The organism is Gemella haemolysans ATCC 10379 (assembly GCF_000173915.1).
Classification (GTDB): Bacteria; Bacillota; Bacilli; order Staphylococcales; family Gemellaceae; genus Gemella; species Gemella haemolysans.
On sequence record NZ_ACDZ02000014.1, the window covers coordinates 471,423 to 486,261 of the forward strand.

General features: G+C 30.1%; 14 protein-coding genes. All 14 read left to right on the forward strand.

The genetic code is table 11. The annotated features are described in order from the left end of the window. The first annotated feature begins 81 nt into the window (after positions 1 to 81). On the forward strand, positions 82 to 2,703 hold the full coding sequence (alaS, locus tag GEMHA0001_RS07820) for an alanine--tRNA ligase (RefSeq protein ID WP_003145539.1): 2,622 nt from the start codon (positions 82 to 84) through the stop codon (positions 2,701 to 2,703). Between the two features lie 187 nt (positions 2,704 to 2,890). Further along, positions 2,891 to 3,196 carry an Asp23/Gls24 family envelope stress response protein gene (locus GEMHA0001_RS07825; protein ID WP_003145278.1) on the forward strand — a complete coding sequence of 102 codons (306 nt, stop codon included), beginning with the start codon at positions 2,891 to 2,893 and terminating at the stop codon, positions 3,194 to 3,196. A 14-nt stretch (positions 3,197 to 3,210) separates the two neighbouring features. After that, the gene (gene nusB, locus GEMHA0001_RS07830; protein WP_003145384.1) at positions 3,211 to 3,606 is read left to right on the forward strand and encodes a transcription antitermination factor NusB; all 396 of its coding nucleotides are present in this window, start codon (positions 3,211 to 3,213) and stop codon (positions 3,604 to 3,606) included. A 13-nt stretch (positions 3,607 to 3,619) separates the two neighbouring features. Beyond that, complete coding sequence (gene xseA / locus GEMHA0001_RS07835) at positions 3,620 to 4,876, forward strand: exodeoxyribonuclease VII large subunit (RefSeq protein ID WP_003144951.1); 1,257 nt, start codon at positions 3,620 to 3,622, stop codon at positions 4,874 to 4,876. Continuing rightward, entirely contained in the window at positions 4,876 to 5,076 is a 201-nt protein-coding gene (gene xseB, locus GEMHA0001_RS07840) for an exodeoxyribonuclease VII small subunit (RefSeq protein WP_003145059.1), read from the forward strand. Before xseA ends, xseB begins: the two co-directional genes overlap by 1 nt. Further along, a complete protein-coding gene (locus GEMHA0001_RS07845; protein WP_003144876.1) occupies positions 5,069 to 5,929 on the forward strand; it encodes a polyprenyl synthetase family protein in 861 nt (286 codons plus the stop codon). Before xseB ends, GEMHA0001_RS07845 begins: the two co-directional genes overlap by 8 nt. A gap of 499 nt (positions 5,930 to 6,428) precedes the next feature. Continuing rightward, entirely contained in the window at positions 6,429 to 7,574 is a 1,146-nt protein-coding gene (locus tag GEMHA0001_RS07850; protein WP_003145011.1) for a glycerate kinase, read from the forward strand. Then, the gene (locus tag GEMHA0001_RS07855; protein WP_003145554.1) at positions 7,567 to 8,430 is read left to right on the forward strand and encodes a DMT family transporter; all 864 of its coding nucleotides are present in this window, start codon (positions 7,567 to 7,569) and stop codon (positions 8,428 to 8,430) included. Before GEMHA0001_RS07850 ends, GEMHA0001_RS07855 begins: the two co-directional genes overlap by 8 nt. A 12-nt stretch (positions 8,431 to 8,442) precedes the next feature. Further along, a complete protein-coding gene (locus GEMHA0001_RS07860) occupies positions 8,443 to 9,339 on the forward strand; it encodes a C39 family peptidase (RefSeq protein WP_003145724.1) in 897 nt (298 codons plus the stop codon). A gap of 201 nt (positions 9,340 to 9,540) precedes the next feature. Further along, a complete protein-coding gene (gene sufC, locus GEMHA0001_RS07865) occupies positions 9,541 to 10,281 on the forward strand; it encodes a Fe-S cluster assembly ATPase SufC (protein ID WP_003145337.1) in 741 nt (246 codons plus the stop codon). Position 10,282: 1 nt separating this feature from the next. Continuing rightward, entirely contained in the window at positions 10,283 to 11,569 is a 1,287-nt protein-coding gene (sufD, locus tag GEMHA0001_RS07870; RefSeq protein WP_003145216.1) for a Fe-S cluster assembly protein SufD, read from the forward strand. Between the two features lie 5 nt (positions 11,570 to 11,574). Further along, the gene (locus GEMHA0001_RS07875) at positions 11,575 to 12,801 is read left to right on the forward strand and encodes an aminotransferase class V-fold PLP-dependent enzyme (RefSeq protein ID WP_040464530.1); all 1,227 of its coding nucleotides are present in this window, start codon (positions 11,575 to 11,577) and stop codon (positions 12,799 to 12,801) included. Further along, entirely contained in the window at positions 12,791 to 13,219 is a 429-nt protein-coding gene (gene sufU / locus GEMHA0001_RS07880; protein WP_003145033.1) for a Fe-S cluster assembly sulfur transfer protein SufU, read from the forward strand. Before GEMHA0001_RS07875 ends, sufU begins: the two co-directional genes overlap by 11 nt. A 35-nt stretch (positions 13,220 to 13,254) precedes the next feature. Next, positions 13,255 to 14,634 (forward strand): Fe-S cluster assembly protein SufB, encoded by a 1,380-nt coding sequence (gene sufB, locus GEMHA0001_RS07885; protein WP_040464531.1) that lies wholly within the window; start codon positions 13,255 to 13,257, stop codon positions 14,632 to 14,634. Positions 14,635 to 14,839: the final 205 nt, after the last annotated feature.

Here is a 14,839-nt window from a genome sequence, read left to right on the forward strand (position 1 = left end):
ATTATGATCGTCCCTTGTGTAAATATATTTACACAAGGGATTTTTATTTTATTTTTGTTAGCTTGAAAGGAGAAATAATTAATGAAACAACTAACATCAACACAAATTAGAAGAATGTATTTAGATTTCTTCGTAGAAAAAGGACACAAAATCGAACCAAGTGCATCTTTAGTACCAATTGACGATCCATCTTTACTTTGGATTAACTCAGGTGTAGCAACATTGAAAAAATACTTCGATGGAAGAGAAATCCCAGAAAATCCAAGGATTACAAACTCACAAAAATCAATAAGAACTAATGATATTGAAAATGTTGGGAAAACTGCACGTCACCATACATTCTTCGAGATGTTAGGTAACTTCTCAATCGGTGACTACTTCAAAAACGAAGCAGTACCTTGGGCTTGGGAGTTTTTAACTTCGGAAAAATGGTTAGGACTTGAAAAAGAGAAACTATCGGTAACTATTCACCCAGAAGATACTGAAGCATACGATTTATGGAAAAATGTAATTGGTCTACCAGAAGAAAGAATTATTCGTATTGAAGGTAACTTCTGGGATATCGGTGAAGGACCATCTGGACCAAACACGGAAATTTTCTATGACCGTGGAGAAGAAGCTGATACATGGTCTCCAAAGGAAGAAATGTATCCTGGTGGAGAAAATGATAGATACCTTGAAGTTTGGAATGTTGTATTTAGTCAATACAACCATAATGCAGATGGAACTTACTCAGAACTTCCTGCAAAAAACATAGATACTGGTATGGGATTAGAAAGAATAGTATCAGTTTTACAAGATGTTCCAACAAACTTTGATACTGACTTATTTATCCCAATTATTAGAGAAATTGAAAAACTTTCAGGAGCTAAGTATGGTGTAAGTACTGAGCAAGATGTTGCATTTAAGGTTATAGCTGACCATATTAGAACAGTAGTATTCGCAATTGCCGATGGAGCTTTACCGTCGAATGAAGGTCGTGGATATATTTTAAGAAGATTATTACGTCGTGCTGTAAGATTCGCTAAAGTTTTAGGATTAAACAACTCATTTATGTATAAACTAACTGATGTAGTTGCAGAGATAATGGTAGATTATTATCCAAATGTAAAAGAAAGTGCAAGCTTTGTAAAAGATGTTATCTTGAAAGAAGAAGATAGATTCCATGAGACACTTCATGAAGGTGAAACAATCTTAAATAATATTGCTAATGAAGTTAAAGATACTACAAAAGTCATCTCAGGTAAAGATGCCTTCAAACTTTATGATACATTTGGTTTCCCAATTGAGTTAACAGAAGAATATGCTGAAGAATTAGGATTAACTGTAGATATTGATGGCTTTAATGAAGAAATGGAAAAACAAAAAGAGCGTGCTCGTTCTTCACGTCAAGACGATTCTTCAATGCAAGTACAATCTGACTTATACAGTAAAATAGTAGGAGACAGCGAATTTACAGGATACACTAGCCTTACAGATGAAGGTAAAGTACTAGCAATAGTTGATAGAGAAGATAATCTGTTAGAAAACTATAAAGGTGAAGAAGTTGTAAAAGTTGTATTTGAAAGAACTCCATTCTACGCTGAAAGTGGAGGGCAAGTAGCTGATAAAGGTTTAGTAACAGCTGAAGGATTCAAAGCTGAAGTTGTAGATGTTAAGAAACTTCCTGACAAACGTCACATTCACTTTGTAAAAGTAGTAGAAGGTGAATTAGTAGTTGGTAAAGAATACAAACTAGAAGTTAATAGACCTTACAGATTAAATGTTGAGAAAAACCATACTGCAACTCACTTATTAAATGAAGCACTTCGTCATGAAGTTGGATCTCACATTAAACAAGCAGGATCTTTAGTAACTGATGAAAAATTACGATTCGATATTACTCACTTCGCTCCACTTACAAAAGAAGAAATTGAAAAAGTTGAACAAGAAGTAAACAAACAAATTTGGAATGCGTTAGAAATCAAAACAGAAGAAATGCCAATCGCTGAAGCTAGAAAACTTGGTGCTCAAGCATTATTCGGAGAAAAATACGGAGATGTTGTACGTGTTGTTTCTATTGGTGATTACTCTATCGAACTATGTGGAGGAACTCACAATGTTAACAGTGCGGAAGTGGGAATCTTCAAGATTGTATCTGAATCAGGTGTAGCTGCAGGGGTTCGTAGAATTGAAGCTCTAACAGGAAAAGCTGCATACGAGTATCTAAGAGAACAAGAAGAAACTTTACGTTCTGTTGAAAAATTAACAAAAGCTAATTCTTCAAATGTAGTAGAAAAAGTATCTTCATTACAATCTGATATTAAGAAACTATCTAAAGAAAAAGAAAGTTTACAACAAAAAATTGCTAATGCTGAATTAAACAATTTAGTAAATAATATTAAAGAAGTTAATGGCGTTAACGTACTTACAAGTGTTGTTGAATCTGAAAATATGAATCACTTAAAACAACTAGTTGACAACGCTAAGTCTAAATTAGAGAACTACGTTATTGCCTTTGCTTCAGTAAATGAAGATAAAGTAAACTTCGTAGTAGCTGTAGATAAAGCTATCACTGATAAATATAATGCAGGAAAACTAGTAAACGTTCTAGCTACGGTATGTGATGGACGTGGTGGTGGACGTCCAGATATGGCTCAAGCAGGAGCTAAAAATAAAGACAATATCGATAAAGCATTCGATGAATTATTAGCTAATATTTAATTACTGATACATAAACCATAAGGAAGGGATTACCTAGATGAAATAGTATTTTCAACAATAACTATTTTGAGGTAATCTCTCCCTTTTTCTCTGAAAATATGGTATAATTAATAGGATTATTATGGACAAATAATAATTTAATATTAGATTGTTTTTAATATTAAATATAATTTTGGAGGATAAGTAAATGGAAACAAAAAAATTAGGAAAAGTAGAAATTAACCCAAGCGCTTTAGAAGTTATTGCAAATATTGCAACAACTGAGGTAGAAGGTGTTTCTAAATTATTAGGAAAAAAAGTATATTCACGTGGAGTTGAATTAGAATTTGCAGGTACAGAATTAATTATAGATGTGTATTGTAACTTAAAGGCTGGATATTCAGTAACAAAAACAGCAAGAAAAATTCAAGAGAATGTTAGAAATTCTATTTTTAATATGACAGAAATTAGTACTAAAACTGTAAATGTTAATATTATAGGAATTGATTTTTAATTTAGGAGATATAAATGAAGAGCAGACACGAACTTAGAGAAGCAGTTTTTAAAATTTTATTCCAAGTTGAAAATACAGAATTAGATTTTATAGAACTTTTAGATTTAGAACAAGAAGAGATCTCAACTAGTATTTATGTTAATAAAACGTTAACAGAAATACTAGAAAAAAAAGAAGAAATTGATGAAATTATTTCTAATAATTTAAAAGATTGGAAATTAGAACGTCTTTCAAAAATGGATAGACAGATTTTACGTATTTCAGCATACGAAATACTATATAGTGATATTCCTTATAAAGTTTCAATTAATGAGGCTGTTGAACTTTCAAAAAAATATAGTGAAAAAGATGAAAGTTATAAATTTATCAATGGAGTATTAAAAGGTATTGTAGAAAACTCAACAAAATAAGAGGTAAAGTTAGATGGAAGAAAAAACATATCTAACCGTTACAGCGTTAAATAAATATATTGAACGTAAATTTAAATTAGATCCATATTTAGGTGAAGTATATATTAAAGGTGAAATATCAAATTTTAAACCTCACGGTAACAATATTTATTTTTCAATAAAAGATGAAAATTCAGTAATTCGAGCAAACTGGTTTGGAGCTAGATCGAAAAATTTTAAAGATGGGGATACAGTACTAATAAAAACTAAGGTTGATTTTTACCTCAAGCGCGGAGAAGTAAACCTAGTCGTTCTTGATATGAAAAAAGATAGAATAGGAGAATTGTATCAGAAGTTTTTAGAGTTAAAAGAAAAACTTGAGAAAGAAGGATTGTTCTTACCTCAATATAAAAAAAGAATCCCAAGCTTCAGTCAAAATATAGCGGTAGTTACTGCGAAAACAGGAGCTGCAGTACAAGATATTACAAGAACCATTCAAAGACGATTTCCTATTGCTAAAATTAATATTTATTCGACTCTAGTACAGGGTGAGAATTCAGTACAAGATATAGTTAAAAATATTAAACTAGCTGATGATGGTACTAACGATGTTATCATTTTGGGGCGTGGTGGAGGATCAATAGAAGATCTTTGGAGTTTTAATACTGAAGAAGTAATTCGAGCAATTTTCAACTGTACAACACCAATTGTCACTGGGATTGGACATGAAACAGATACTACTCTTGCTGATTTTGTTTCAGACAGAAGAGCATCAACGCCGACTGCAGCTGCAGAATTAGTAACACCGAATATTGAGGATATAAAAAATAGAATATCGTTTAATTATGATAAACTAACAAATACTATTAATTACATTATACAAACATATAAAACTAGAGTTCTTAACAGTGAGAATAATCCATATTATAAAAATTATTCAAAAGTTTTCATTGACTATAATAATAGAGTTGAATTATTAGAAAAGGAGCTAAATAAATCTTTACAAATATTTGTTAAAGATAAACAGCATGAATTGAAAGCATCAACTGAGAAATTTTTAAATATCGATCTGTTAGGAAAATTTAAGGAAAACTTTACAAATGAAATAAATAAATTAGAGGCTAATTCACCGTTGAATATAATGAAAAAAGGATATTCTGTGGCTTTCTTGGGTGATAAAAAAATTACAACAGTAAAAGAAATTTATGCTGGCGATGAAATATCAGTACAACTTGTAGATGGTAGTCTTGAATGTAAAGTAAATAATATATCCGATAAAGGAGTTAAGTAATGAGTAAAGAAAATTTTGAAACAAGTTTAATGAATTTGGAAAAAATTGTTGCTGAATTAGAATCTGGAAAGTTATCATTAGAAGATTCACTGGAAAGATATAAACAAGGAATAGATTTAATAAAAAACTGTAATGCATTAATTGAGAATGCTGAAAAAGAAGTAGCGAAATTAACTAAGGATTTTAAAGACAATGAATAATTTTAAACTTTTCATAGAAACTAATAAAGATAAATTAAATGCTTTCGCAAAAGATTATGTAGAAAAGCTAGAAATGCCAGATATTTTAAAAGAATCAATAACCTATTCTTTGGTTAACGATGGAAAGAAAATTAGGCCGTTATCTTTTCTATATTTACTAAAATTCTACGGAATAGAGTATAGTAAATATTTCGATATAGCATTAGCTATTGAATTAGTTCATACATATTCGTTAGTTCATGATGATTTACCAGAGATGGATAATGATGATTATCGTTGGGGTAAATATACTAATCATAAAGTTTATGGACAAGATGTTGCGGTACTTACAGGAGACGCAATGTTAACATTAGCATTTGAAGTTCTTAGTGATGCAGATGTCAAACCAGATTTGAAGGTAAGATTAATTAAGCAATTCGCCAATTATTCTGGTGCAATGGGGATGATTGCAGGACAAATATATGATGTTAAACAAAAGAACTATGATGTTGATGCAGATTACTTAAGAAAAATGCATAGTTTAAAAACAGGACGTTTAATAGAATTGCCATTAGATTTTGCATGTTTAGTAGCCAATAAACTAGAAGATTATGATGATGTTAAGGAATTTGGTCAACAATTAGGTATTGCCTATCAAATTAAAGATGACATTCTAGATTATTACGGTGATTTTGAAAAAATTGGAAAATTACCTAGTGATGAAGATATGATTACATACCTTAGTTTCTATGGAATTGAAGAATGTGAAGAATTATTAAAACAACATACATTTAATGCTATAACTGTAGCAAAGCGTCTAAATAATAATTTGCTTGAAGATTTCGCTAATTATTTATTAAAACGAGATAAATAGATAATAAAAAGATATCTTAGAAACAAACATGTTTTCTAGGATATCTTAATTTTATTTTTTTAAGTTATTAACTAAAAACCACGAAAGTTTAGGGGTAAACTTCGTGGTTTTTTACAGTAATAATATTAGTTTAGCTTTAGGGTTTAGGATACTCGTAAACTAATATACTTAAAATGTTGGCTGTAGATTACTGGCACAAACATGAGGATTACTTATTAATTGTAAAACTAAAAGTAGTTTGCTTCTACAGTTGACAAATTAATACTGTATTTTTTGATATAATCAAAAATTGAGTCCTAATATTAACCCTAAACATAAAGTAAAATACTTTACATAATTATTATACTAAAAAAATTAATAAATTTAAAGTATTTGTGTAAATTTTATCAATGAAAATGTTTTTATTTTAATTTTCAAGTTTATAACTTTTATAAATATTGATTTAATGATAAAATTAACTAAATGATTATAAGAATTTTGTAAGTGGAGTTGTAACTTTATGAAAGTATTAGTAGCAGTAAATGAGTTTAAAGGATCATTATCATCACTAGAAATTGGAGAGATTATTTCTGATAAATTAAATAGTAATTATGATAACATTACTACACTTATTCAACCTATTGCAGATGGTGGAGATGGTTTTTTAGCATTATTTAAAGGATTTGAGAAAATGAAATTTAAAACTATTAATGCAGCACGTCAAGAATGCGAAGTAAACTATCTGTTAGATACTAAAAGAAAAGAAGCAGTTATTGAGATTGCGGAAGTGATAGGTCTTAAGCATCTTAAAGATATTCAGAGAGATCCGTATAAAACCTCTACTGTTGGTTTAGGTAGATTAATTTCGTTTTTACTTAAAAAAGGAATTAATCATTTTCTAATTGGATTAGGTGGTAGTGCAACTAATGATTGTGGAATTGGTATGTTAAGTGAACTAGGCATACAGTTTACTGATAAAAATGGTAATCCTTGTAAACATGGTATGAATGATTTAATGAAAATTAACAAAATTGATTTAAGATTTATTAATGATAAATTTAAAAATGCCAAGTTTACTATAATAAGTGATGTGAATAATCCCCTTATAGGAAAAAATGGAGCTACATATGTTTATTCTAAACAAAAAGGATTATCTGAGAGTAAATTTCAAGAAGCAGATAAGTATATTGAAAACTTTGCGGATATTGTAAATACTGTAGTGCAGAAAAACAATATTTTCAATGAGGGTAGTGGTGCAGCTGGAGGATTAGGTTTTGCTTTTATGTCGTTTAGTAATGCGACGATTCAATCAGGGTCACAATTTATGATTAACTATTTAGGATTAGAAAAAATTATACAAGATATGGATATTGTTATTACTGGAGAAGGAAAACTAGACAAACAGAGTTTTATGGGGAAAGCTCCAATTGAAATTGCTAGAGTAGCTAAGAAGTTTCATAAAAAAGTTATATTTTTAGCTGGAAATATTCTAGATGATGAATTATCTGAATTAAATGAAGATGATAAAAAATTAATTGATGCTTCGTTTTCGATTCAAAGAAGATTTATATCATTAAATACAGCAATGGATAAGAAAGTTTCTAAAGAGAATCTTGAAAATACAATTGTTCAAATATTTAATATATTGGAGTTTAATAATGGATAAGAAGAATAATATACTAATGGGAATATTTTGTATAATATTGTCAGGTTTCGGTTTCTCATTGATGGCGTTATTTATAAAGCTAGCAGGCGATTTACCTTCCATGCAGAAAGGATTTTTTAGAAATATTATAGCAGTTGGAATTTCGTCAATTCCTTTAATAAAGCACTGGAAAAATATAAATCTACCAAGTAATAAAGTTTCTTGGAGTGTTCTAATCTCAAGAAGTATTTTTGGTACGATAGGATTGGTATTTAACTTTTATGCAATTTCTCATATTAGTCTTGCTGATTCTACTATCATACAAAAACTTTCACCATTTGTAATAATTATCTTATCGTATATCTTTTTTAAAGAACGAATGACAAAATTCCAATTTATAGCAATTGTTATAGCATTTATCGGAGTTGGATTTATTATAAAGCCAACGGGTGATGGATTAATAAGTACAGGAGCTCTAGCAGCATTACTTGGGGCATTTTGTTCGGGTATTGCATATACTTGTGTAAGGTATTTAGGTACTCATAATGTTTCGGGTGAATTTATAATATTCTTCTTTTCTTCATTATCAACAATATTACTCTTACCTTATCTTATTTTTGATTATAGAGTAATGACTATGTATCAACTATCGATGCTAATATTAGCCGGTGCTTCCGCGACAATTGGTCAATATGGAGTGACATTTGCGTATAAATATGCAGCGGCAAAAAATATATCAGTGTTTGATTATTCACAAGTATTGTTTTCGGGAATTTTAGGATTTATATTTTTTAGCGAGTTGCCAGACTTGCAAAGTTTAATCGGATATATTATAGTTATATCAGTTGGAATAATTTTAGTGATAAAAAGTAAATAGTGAGGTGAAATAATGAAAAGAAAAAGAATTGAAATAATGACAATAGTGTTCATTATCCTGTGTACAGTTGTACTTTATGTTATTCAAAATAATAAGATTGCTTGGTTTAATAAAAATTCAAAAGATGAAAGTAACAGTACAAATGTGTTAAAAACAGAAAATGTAGCTAATGCAAGAGATGGTATTAAGGGAGTAACACAACCTTATCCATTTATTACCAATCCAAATGGAGTAGAAAATAATTTACTTCAAAATGCTAATGGTAGCCTTATAGGGCAATTAATTTACTTACAAAGAGAGAATCTTCCAGAAGCAGAACAAAAATTACTAGTTAATAATAAGGATGCTACTCAATATGTACTTGGTTATCTTGCTGGTCAAGAAGCAACGCCGTTTGAACAAGGAGAAACAGTTGAAATTAACAGGAAATTTCCTTACTATATCCAATGGGATAAACGTTGGGCTTATGATAAATTAGGTGGAACAAACGTTGCTATAGGTGGTTGTGGACCAACTTGTGTAGCAATGGCGCTAAGTGGAATATTAGATGATAAATCAATTACTCCAAAAAATATTGCTGAGAAAGAAGATGCCAGTGGACATTTTACAGATGCAGGTACAAAATGGAGTTTCTTCGATTATATTGCTAAAGAATATGGAGTTAAATCAACTGGTGTACCTCTTAATCAAGAGGCAATGAAATCTGTTTTAAGTAAAGGGAATCCTATTATCGCTTCTGTTCACCCAGGTAAGTTTACAACTGTTGGACATATTATTTTGATAACAGGAGTAGATGATGAAGGTAAATTTATAATTAATGATCCAAATAGTTACACAAGAACGTTAAAAAAATGGTCTTATGACGAATTAAAAACTGAAATAGTAGCTATGTGGGAATTTTCAAAATAAATTATATAGATATATCCTCGAATTTCAAATGAAATTTGAGGATTTATTTTTTTTTATAAATAGAAGTGTTTATCTAGAGATGTTCGAACCTATAATTTGATAAAACATGTGAAAACCTTTATAATAATACTTATGTAATTTGCGATAATTAATAGTTTATATGATTTGATCGCAACAAATATATGAGATGGAGGAAATAAAATGTCAGTTCTTGATATAAAAAATCTAGAAGTATCAATTAATGAAAAACAAATATTAAAAGGACTAAATTTAGAAATTAAATCTGGTGAGATACATGCCGTAATGGGACCAAATGGTGCAGGTAAATCTACTTTAGCATCAGCTATTATGGGTCACCCTAAATATGAAGTAGATGGTGGAAGTATTTTATTAGATGGTGAAGAAGTATTAGAAATGGAAGTTGACGAAAGAGCTCGTGCTGGACTATTCCTAGCAATGCAATATCCATCTGAAGTACCAGGAGTACCAACTTCAGAATTTATTAAATCTGCAATTAATGCACAACGTGAAGATAGTATTCCTTTAATGCAATATATTAAAAAATTAGATAAGACTATGGAATTTTTAGAAATGGATCTAAAAATGTCTCAACGTTATGTAAATGATGGTTTCTCTGGAGGAGAAAAGAAACGTAACGAAATATTACAAATGATGATGTTAGAACCAAAATTTGCTATTCTAGATGAAATCGACTCTGGATTAGATATTGATGCACTAAAAATTGTATCAAAAGGTGTTAATAAGATGCGTGGAGAAAACTTTGGTTGCTTAATCATCACTCACTACCAAAGATTATTAGATTATATTGAGCCAGATTTTGTACACGTACTTATGGATGGAAAAATCGTAAAATCAGGTGGGCCTGAGCTAGCACTTCGTTTAGAAAAAGAAGGTTATGACTGGTTAAAAGAAGAGGTTTAATATGGAGAATAATAAATTAAAACTAAGTATTAAAACTTTACAAAGCATCTTTTCTAATACAAATGAACCTACATGGTTTTTAAATACTAGAAAATTAGCTTTATATAAGAGTTATACATTACCTTTTCCAAAATTAGAGTCTATGGAGTTAGAAAGATGGAGGTTATTTAATGTTGATTTTTCAACTCTAAGATTAGAAAATGATGGGAATGTAGATATAGTTGAATATGGTATTAATAGCGATGATTTTGCTGTAGTTCAAAAGAACAATACTATTGTTCATATTAATATTCCAGAAAAATATGCTGATAAAGTTATCATTAAAGATATTTTCACTGCAATGAATGATGATCATATTAAAGATAGTTTTATGAGTGTAGTTGACTATGCAGAAAGTAAAGTAACAGCTGTTCACTATACACTATTAAATGCTGGATTATTTATTGATGTTAAAGATAATGCAGTAATTGAAGAACCGCTTCAATATATCGTGATTTCTGATAAAGAACAAAGTTTATTCAACCATGTAACTATTCAGGTTGGAAATAATGCTAAATTCAACTTTATTGAAAACTACGTAAATAATCAAAAAGAAGATAAGGCTCCATTCAGTTTAGTTTCTGAAGTAGTTGCACACGAAGGAGCTCAAATTAACTATAGTTCAATAACGAACCAACCAGGTGAAAAACGTGGAACTATTTTACGTCGTGGTTTAACTTATAGAGATTCATTAATTAACTGGAATGTTGCTGCAATGGATGAAGCAGATGTATATCACGATAATACAACGAACATTCTAGGAGATGGTTCTGAAGCAAATCTTAAGATTGTAACTCTAGGAGTTAAAGAACAAAAAACTTACTTCAATAGTGAAGTAGTTAACCAAGGATTAAGTAGTAAAGGTGATATCTTACAACACGGTGTACTATTAGATAGATCACATATCGTATTTAACGGTGTAGGATTTATCGTAAAAGGTGCGACAGGTTCTAATGCTTACCAAAGTTCAAGAATGCTGACACTTTCATCAGAAGCTAAAGCAGATGCTAACCCAATGCTATTAATCGATGAGAATGATGTTATGGCTGGTCACGGAGCATCGCTAGGTCGTATTGATGAAGAGCAACTATACTACTTACAAAGTAGAGGATTAACTAGAAAAGAATCTAGTAGATTATTAGTTCATGGATTCTTATCTCCAGTAATCTCAGAGTTAACAGTAGATAAAATTAAAGAACTTGTAACAGTGCTTATTGATGAAAAAATTAATAATAACGAGAGTGAGTAATAATGATAGATTTTAGTAAATATAGAGAAGACTTTCCTATATTAAATAGAAAGATATCAGGGAATGATTTGATATTTTTTGATAATGGAGCTACTACTCAAAAACCAAATCAAGTGATTGATGCTATTACAGATTACTATAAAAATTATAATTCGAATATTCATAGATCTGTTTATACCTTAGGTAATGAATCAGAGAAAATATACGAAGAGTCTAAAGAGTTAGTTAAAGAATTTATAAATGCAAGTAGTTATGAAGAAGTAATCTATACTAGTGGAACTACGGAAAGTTTAAATTTCGCAGCAAGAATTTTAGAACAAGATGTAACTGAAGGTGATGAAATTATTCTTACCTACATGGAACATCATGCCAATATTATCCCTTGGCAGCAACTGGCTAAACGAAAAAATCTTGTTCTTAAATATTTAGAATTAGATGAACAAGGAAGAATTAGTATTGAACAGTTAAAAGAATTTATTACAGACAAAACTAAAATTGTATCAATGTGTCATGCTTCTAATGTACTAGGTAATATAAATCCTGTTTATGAAATTGGTGATTTATTAAAAGATAAGGATATTTATTTTGTAGTAGATGCGGCGCAATCCGTTCCTCATTTAAAGATTGATGTTCAAAAAATGAACTGTGACTTTTTGGCCTTTAGTGCGCATAAGATGTGCGGACCTACAGGTATTGGAGTTTTATATGGTAAAAAACAGCTATTAGAAAAATTTGATCCAGTTGAATTCGGTGGCGGAATGATCGGTATCGTTGAAGATAATTCAGCAACCTGGGCAATTCTTCCTGATAAATTTGAAGCTGGAACACCACTACTTGCGCAAGCAGCAGGATTAGGTGCGGCTATTAAGTATTTAGATAGCATAGGATTAGAAAATATTGAAAAGTACACTAAAGAACTTACTAAATATATGTATTCTGAACTTTCTAAGATTGATAACATAGAGATTTATGGAACAAAGAATATTGATGAGAGAGTTTCACTAATTACTTTTAACTTGGTAGGAGTACATCCTCATGATTTAACGAGTTTCTTAGATGAAAAAGGTATTTGCATAAGAGCAGGGCATCAATGTACTCAACCATTGTTAGGAAAGCTAGGAACATTCTCAGTAGCTAGAGCGAGTCTATATTTATATAATACAAAAGAAGAGATAGATTTCTTTATTCAAACATTAAAAGAAACGAAGGAGTTTTTTGAAAATGAGTTTTAGTGATTTAAAAAGTTTATATAAACAAGTAATCTTAGATCATAGTAAGCATCCTAGAAATAATGGGGAAATAGAGAGCAGTTATAAGTTGGAGATGTTGAATCCATCTTGTGGTGATAAAATAACAGTTAGTATGAAATTAGTAGATGACATTATTGAAGATATTAAGTTCGTAGGAACAGGTTGTTCAATTTCACTAGCTTCAGCTTCTATGTTAACTGAGGAATTAAAAGGTTTATCAGTAGAAAAAGCTAATGACAAGATTAAAGACTTTTTAAATATGATTATGGGAAATGAATTTAATGAAGAAAACTTAGAAGATAGCATTTCATTACAAAATATTTCTCAACTTCCAGCTAGGGTTAAATGCGCTACGTTAGCATGGAAAATTACAGAAAAAATTTTAGAAGAAAATAAATAAAAGAAGGAGTGATTGCATTGAATAAAAATGAAGAAATGTTTACCGATTATCAGTATGGATTTTCAGATAAAGATGTATCTATATTCAAGACTGATAAAGGATTAACAAAAGAAATCGTTAAAACAATTTCTGAAAGAAAAGAAGAACCACAATGGATGTTAGAATACCGTCTAAATGCATTAAAAGAGTTCTACAGAATGCCAATGCCTACATGGGGTGGAGACTTATCTGAAATAGATTTTGAGGACTTAACATACTATGTAAAACCATCAGAAAAAACAGAACGTTCGTGGGACGAAGTTCCACAAGAAATTAAAAATACTTTTGAAAAACTTGGTATTCCAGAAGCGGAACAAAAATACCTTGCAGGTGTATCTGCACAATATGAATCAGAGGTAGTTTATCACAATATGCATAAACAATTCGAAGAAAAAGGAATTATCTTTGAAGACACTGATACAGCATTAAAAAATCATGAAGAAATCTTTAAAGAATATTTCTCAAAAGCTGTTGATTTCAATGATAATAAATTTGCGGCTTTAAACTCTGCAGTATGGTCAGGTGGATCGTTCATCTACTGTCCGGAAAATGTATCAGTAGAAGCACCTCTTCAAGCGTATTTCAGAATTAACAGTGAAAAAATGGGACAATTTGAACGTACGTTAATTATTATTGAGAAAAACTCTTCTCTACACTATGTAGAAGGATGTACAGCTCCAACATACTCAGCAAGTTCATTACATGCAGCTGTAGTTGAAATCTTTATTAAAGAAAATGCTCGTTTCAGATATACAACTATTCAAAACTGGTCAACAAACGTTTATAACCTTGTTACAAAACGTGCAATTGTTGAGAAAAATGGTACTATGGAATGGGTAGATGGTAACTTAGGTTCTAAATTAACTATGAAATACCCAGCGTGTATTTTAGTTGGAGAAGGAGCAAGCGGAAGTACGCTATCTATAGCTATGGCTAGTGAAGGACAAGTGCTTGATGCAGGATCTAAGATGATTCACTTAGCACCTAGAACATCATCTACTGTTGTTTCTAAGTCAATGTCTCGTCGTGGTGGAAAAGTTAACTACCGCGGATGGATTCACTTTGGTAAAAACTCTGAAGGGTCTCGTTCAAACATTGAATGTGATACTCTAATCTTAGATGAATACTCAACATCTGATACTATTCCTTACAACATCGTTAAAAACTCTAATGTATCTTTAGAGCACGAAGCAAAAGTATCTAAAGTGTCAGAAGAACAACTATTCTACTTAATGAGTAGAGGTCTTGATGAAGGACAAGCTACTGAAATGATAGTTATGGGATTCATCGAACCATTCACCAAAGAACTTCCTATGGAATACGCTGTTGAATTAAACAGATTAATTTCATTTGAAATGGAAGGATCAATAGGATAAAAATATAATAAAATTTGACTCTGTAAATCTTTATTTAGGTTTACAGAGTTTTTTTCTTAGTAATAAATATAATTTAAAATATAATAATAAAAGAATTCGAATTAGAAACTAATAAATATTTTCATATGATATATTACCATTAATATATTTGGATACATAGACTATTATTAATAAATATGGATAATAATAATATTATGAGGAATTA

Excerpts from the sequence above, each read along its gene's own strand:
- sufU (WP_003145033.1), top strand. The coding sequence starts at position 12,791 with ATGAGTTTTAGTGATTTAAAAAGTTTATATAAACAAGTAATCTTAGAT.
- GEMHA0001_RS07850 (WP_003145011.1), top strand. The coding sequence starts at position 6,429 with ATGAAAGTATTAGTAGCAGTAAATGAGTTTAAAGGATCATTATCATCA.
- sufB (WP_040464531.1), top strand. The coding sequence starts at position 13,255 with ATGTTTACCGATTATCAGTATGGATTTTCAGATAAAGATGTATCTATA.
- xseB (WP_003145059.1), top strand. The coding sequence starts at position 4,876 with ATGAGTAAAGAAAATTTTGAAACAAGTTTAATGAATTTGGAAAAAATT.
- GEMHA0001_RS07845 (WP_003144876.1), top strand. The coding sequence starts at position 5,069 with ATGAATAATTTTAAACTTTTCATAGAAACTAATAAAGATAAATTAAAT.
- sufC (WP_003145337.1), top strand. The coding sequence starts at position 9,541 with ATGTCAGTTCTTGATATAAAAAATCTAGAAGTATCAATTAATGAAAAA.
- GEMHA0001_RS07825 (WP_003145278.1), top strand. The coding sequence starts at position 2,891 with ATGGAAACAAAAAAATTAGGAAAAGTAGAAATTAACCCAAGCGCTTTA.
- GEMHA0001_RS07860 (WP_003145724.1), top strand. The coding sequence starts at position 8,443 with ATGAAAAGAAAAAGAATTGAAATAATGACAATAGTGTTCATTATCCTG.
- sufD (WP_003145216.1), top strand. The coding sequence starts at position 10,283 with ATGGAGAATAATAAATTAAAACTAAGTATTAAAACTTTACAAAGCATC.
- alaS (WP_003145539.1), top strand. The coding sequence starts at position 82 with ATGAAACAACTAACATCAACACAAATTAGAAGAATGTATTTAGATTTC.
- xseA (WP_003144951.1), top strand. The coding sequence starts at position 3,620 with ATGGAAGAAAAAACATATCTAACCGTTACAGCGTTAAATAAATATATT.
- GEMHA0001_RS07855 (WP_003145554.1), top strand. The coding sequence starts at position 7,567 with ATGGATAAGAAGAATAATATACTAATGGGAATATTTTGTATAATATTG.
- nusB (WP_003145384.1), top strand. The coding sequence starts at position 3,211 with ATGAAGAGCAGACACGAACTTAGAGAAGCAGTTTTTAAAATTTTATTC.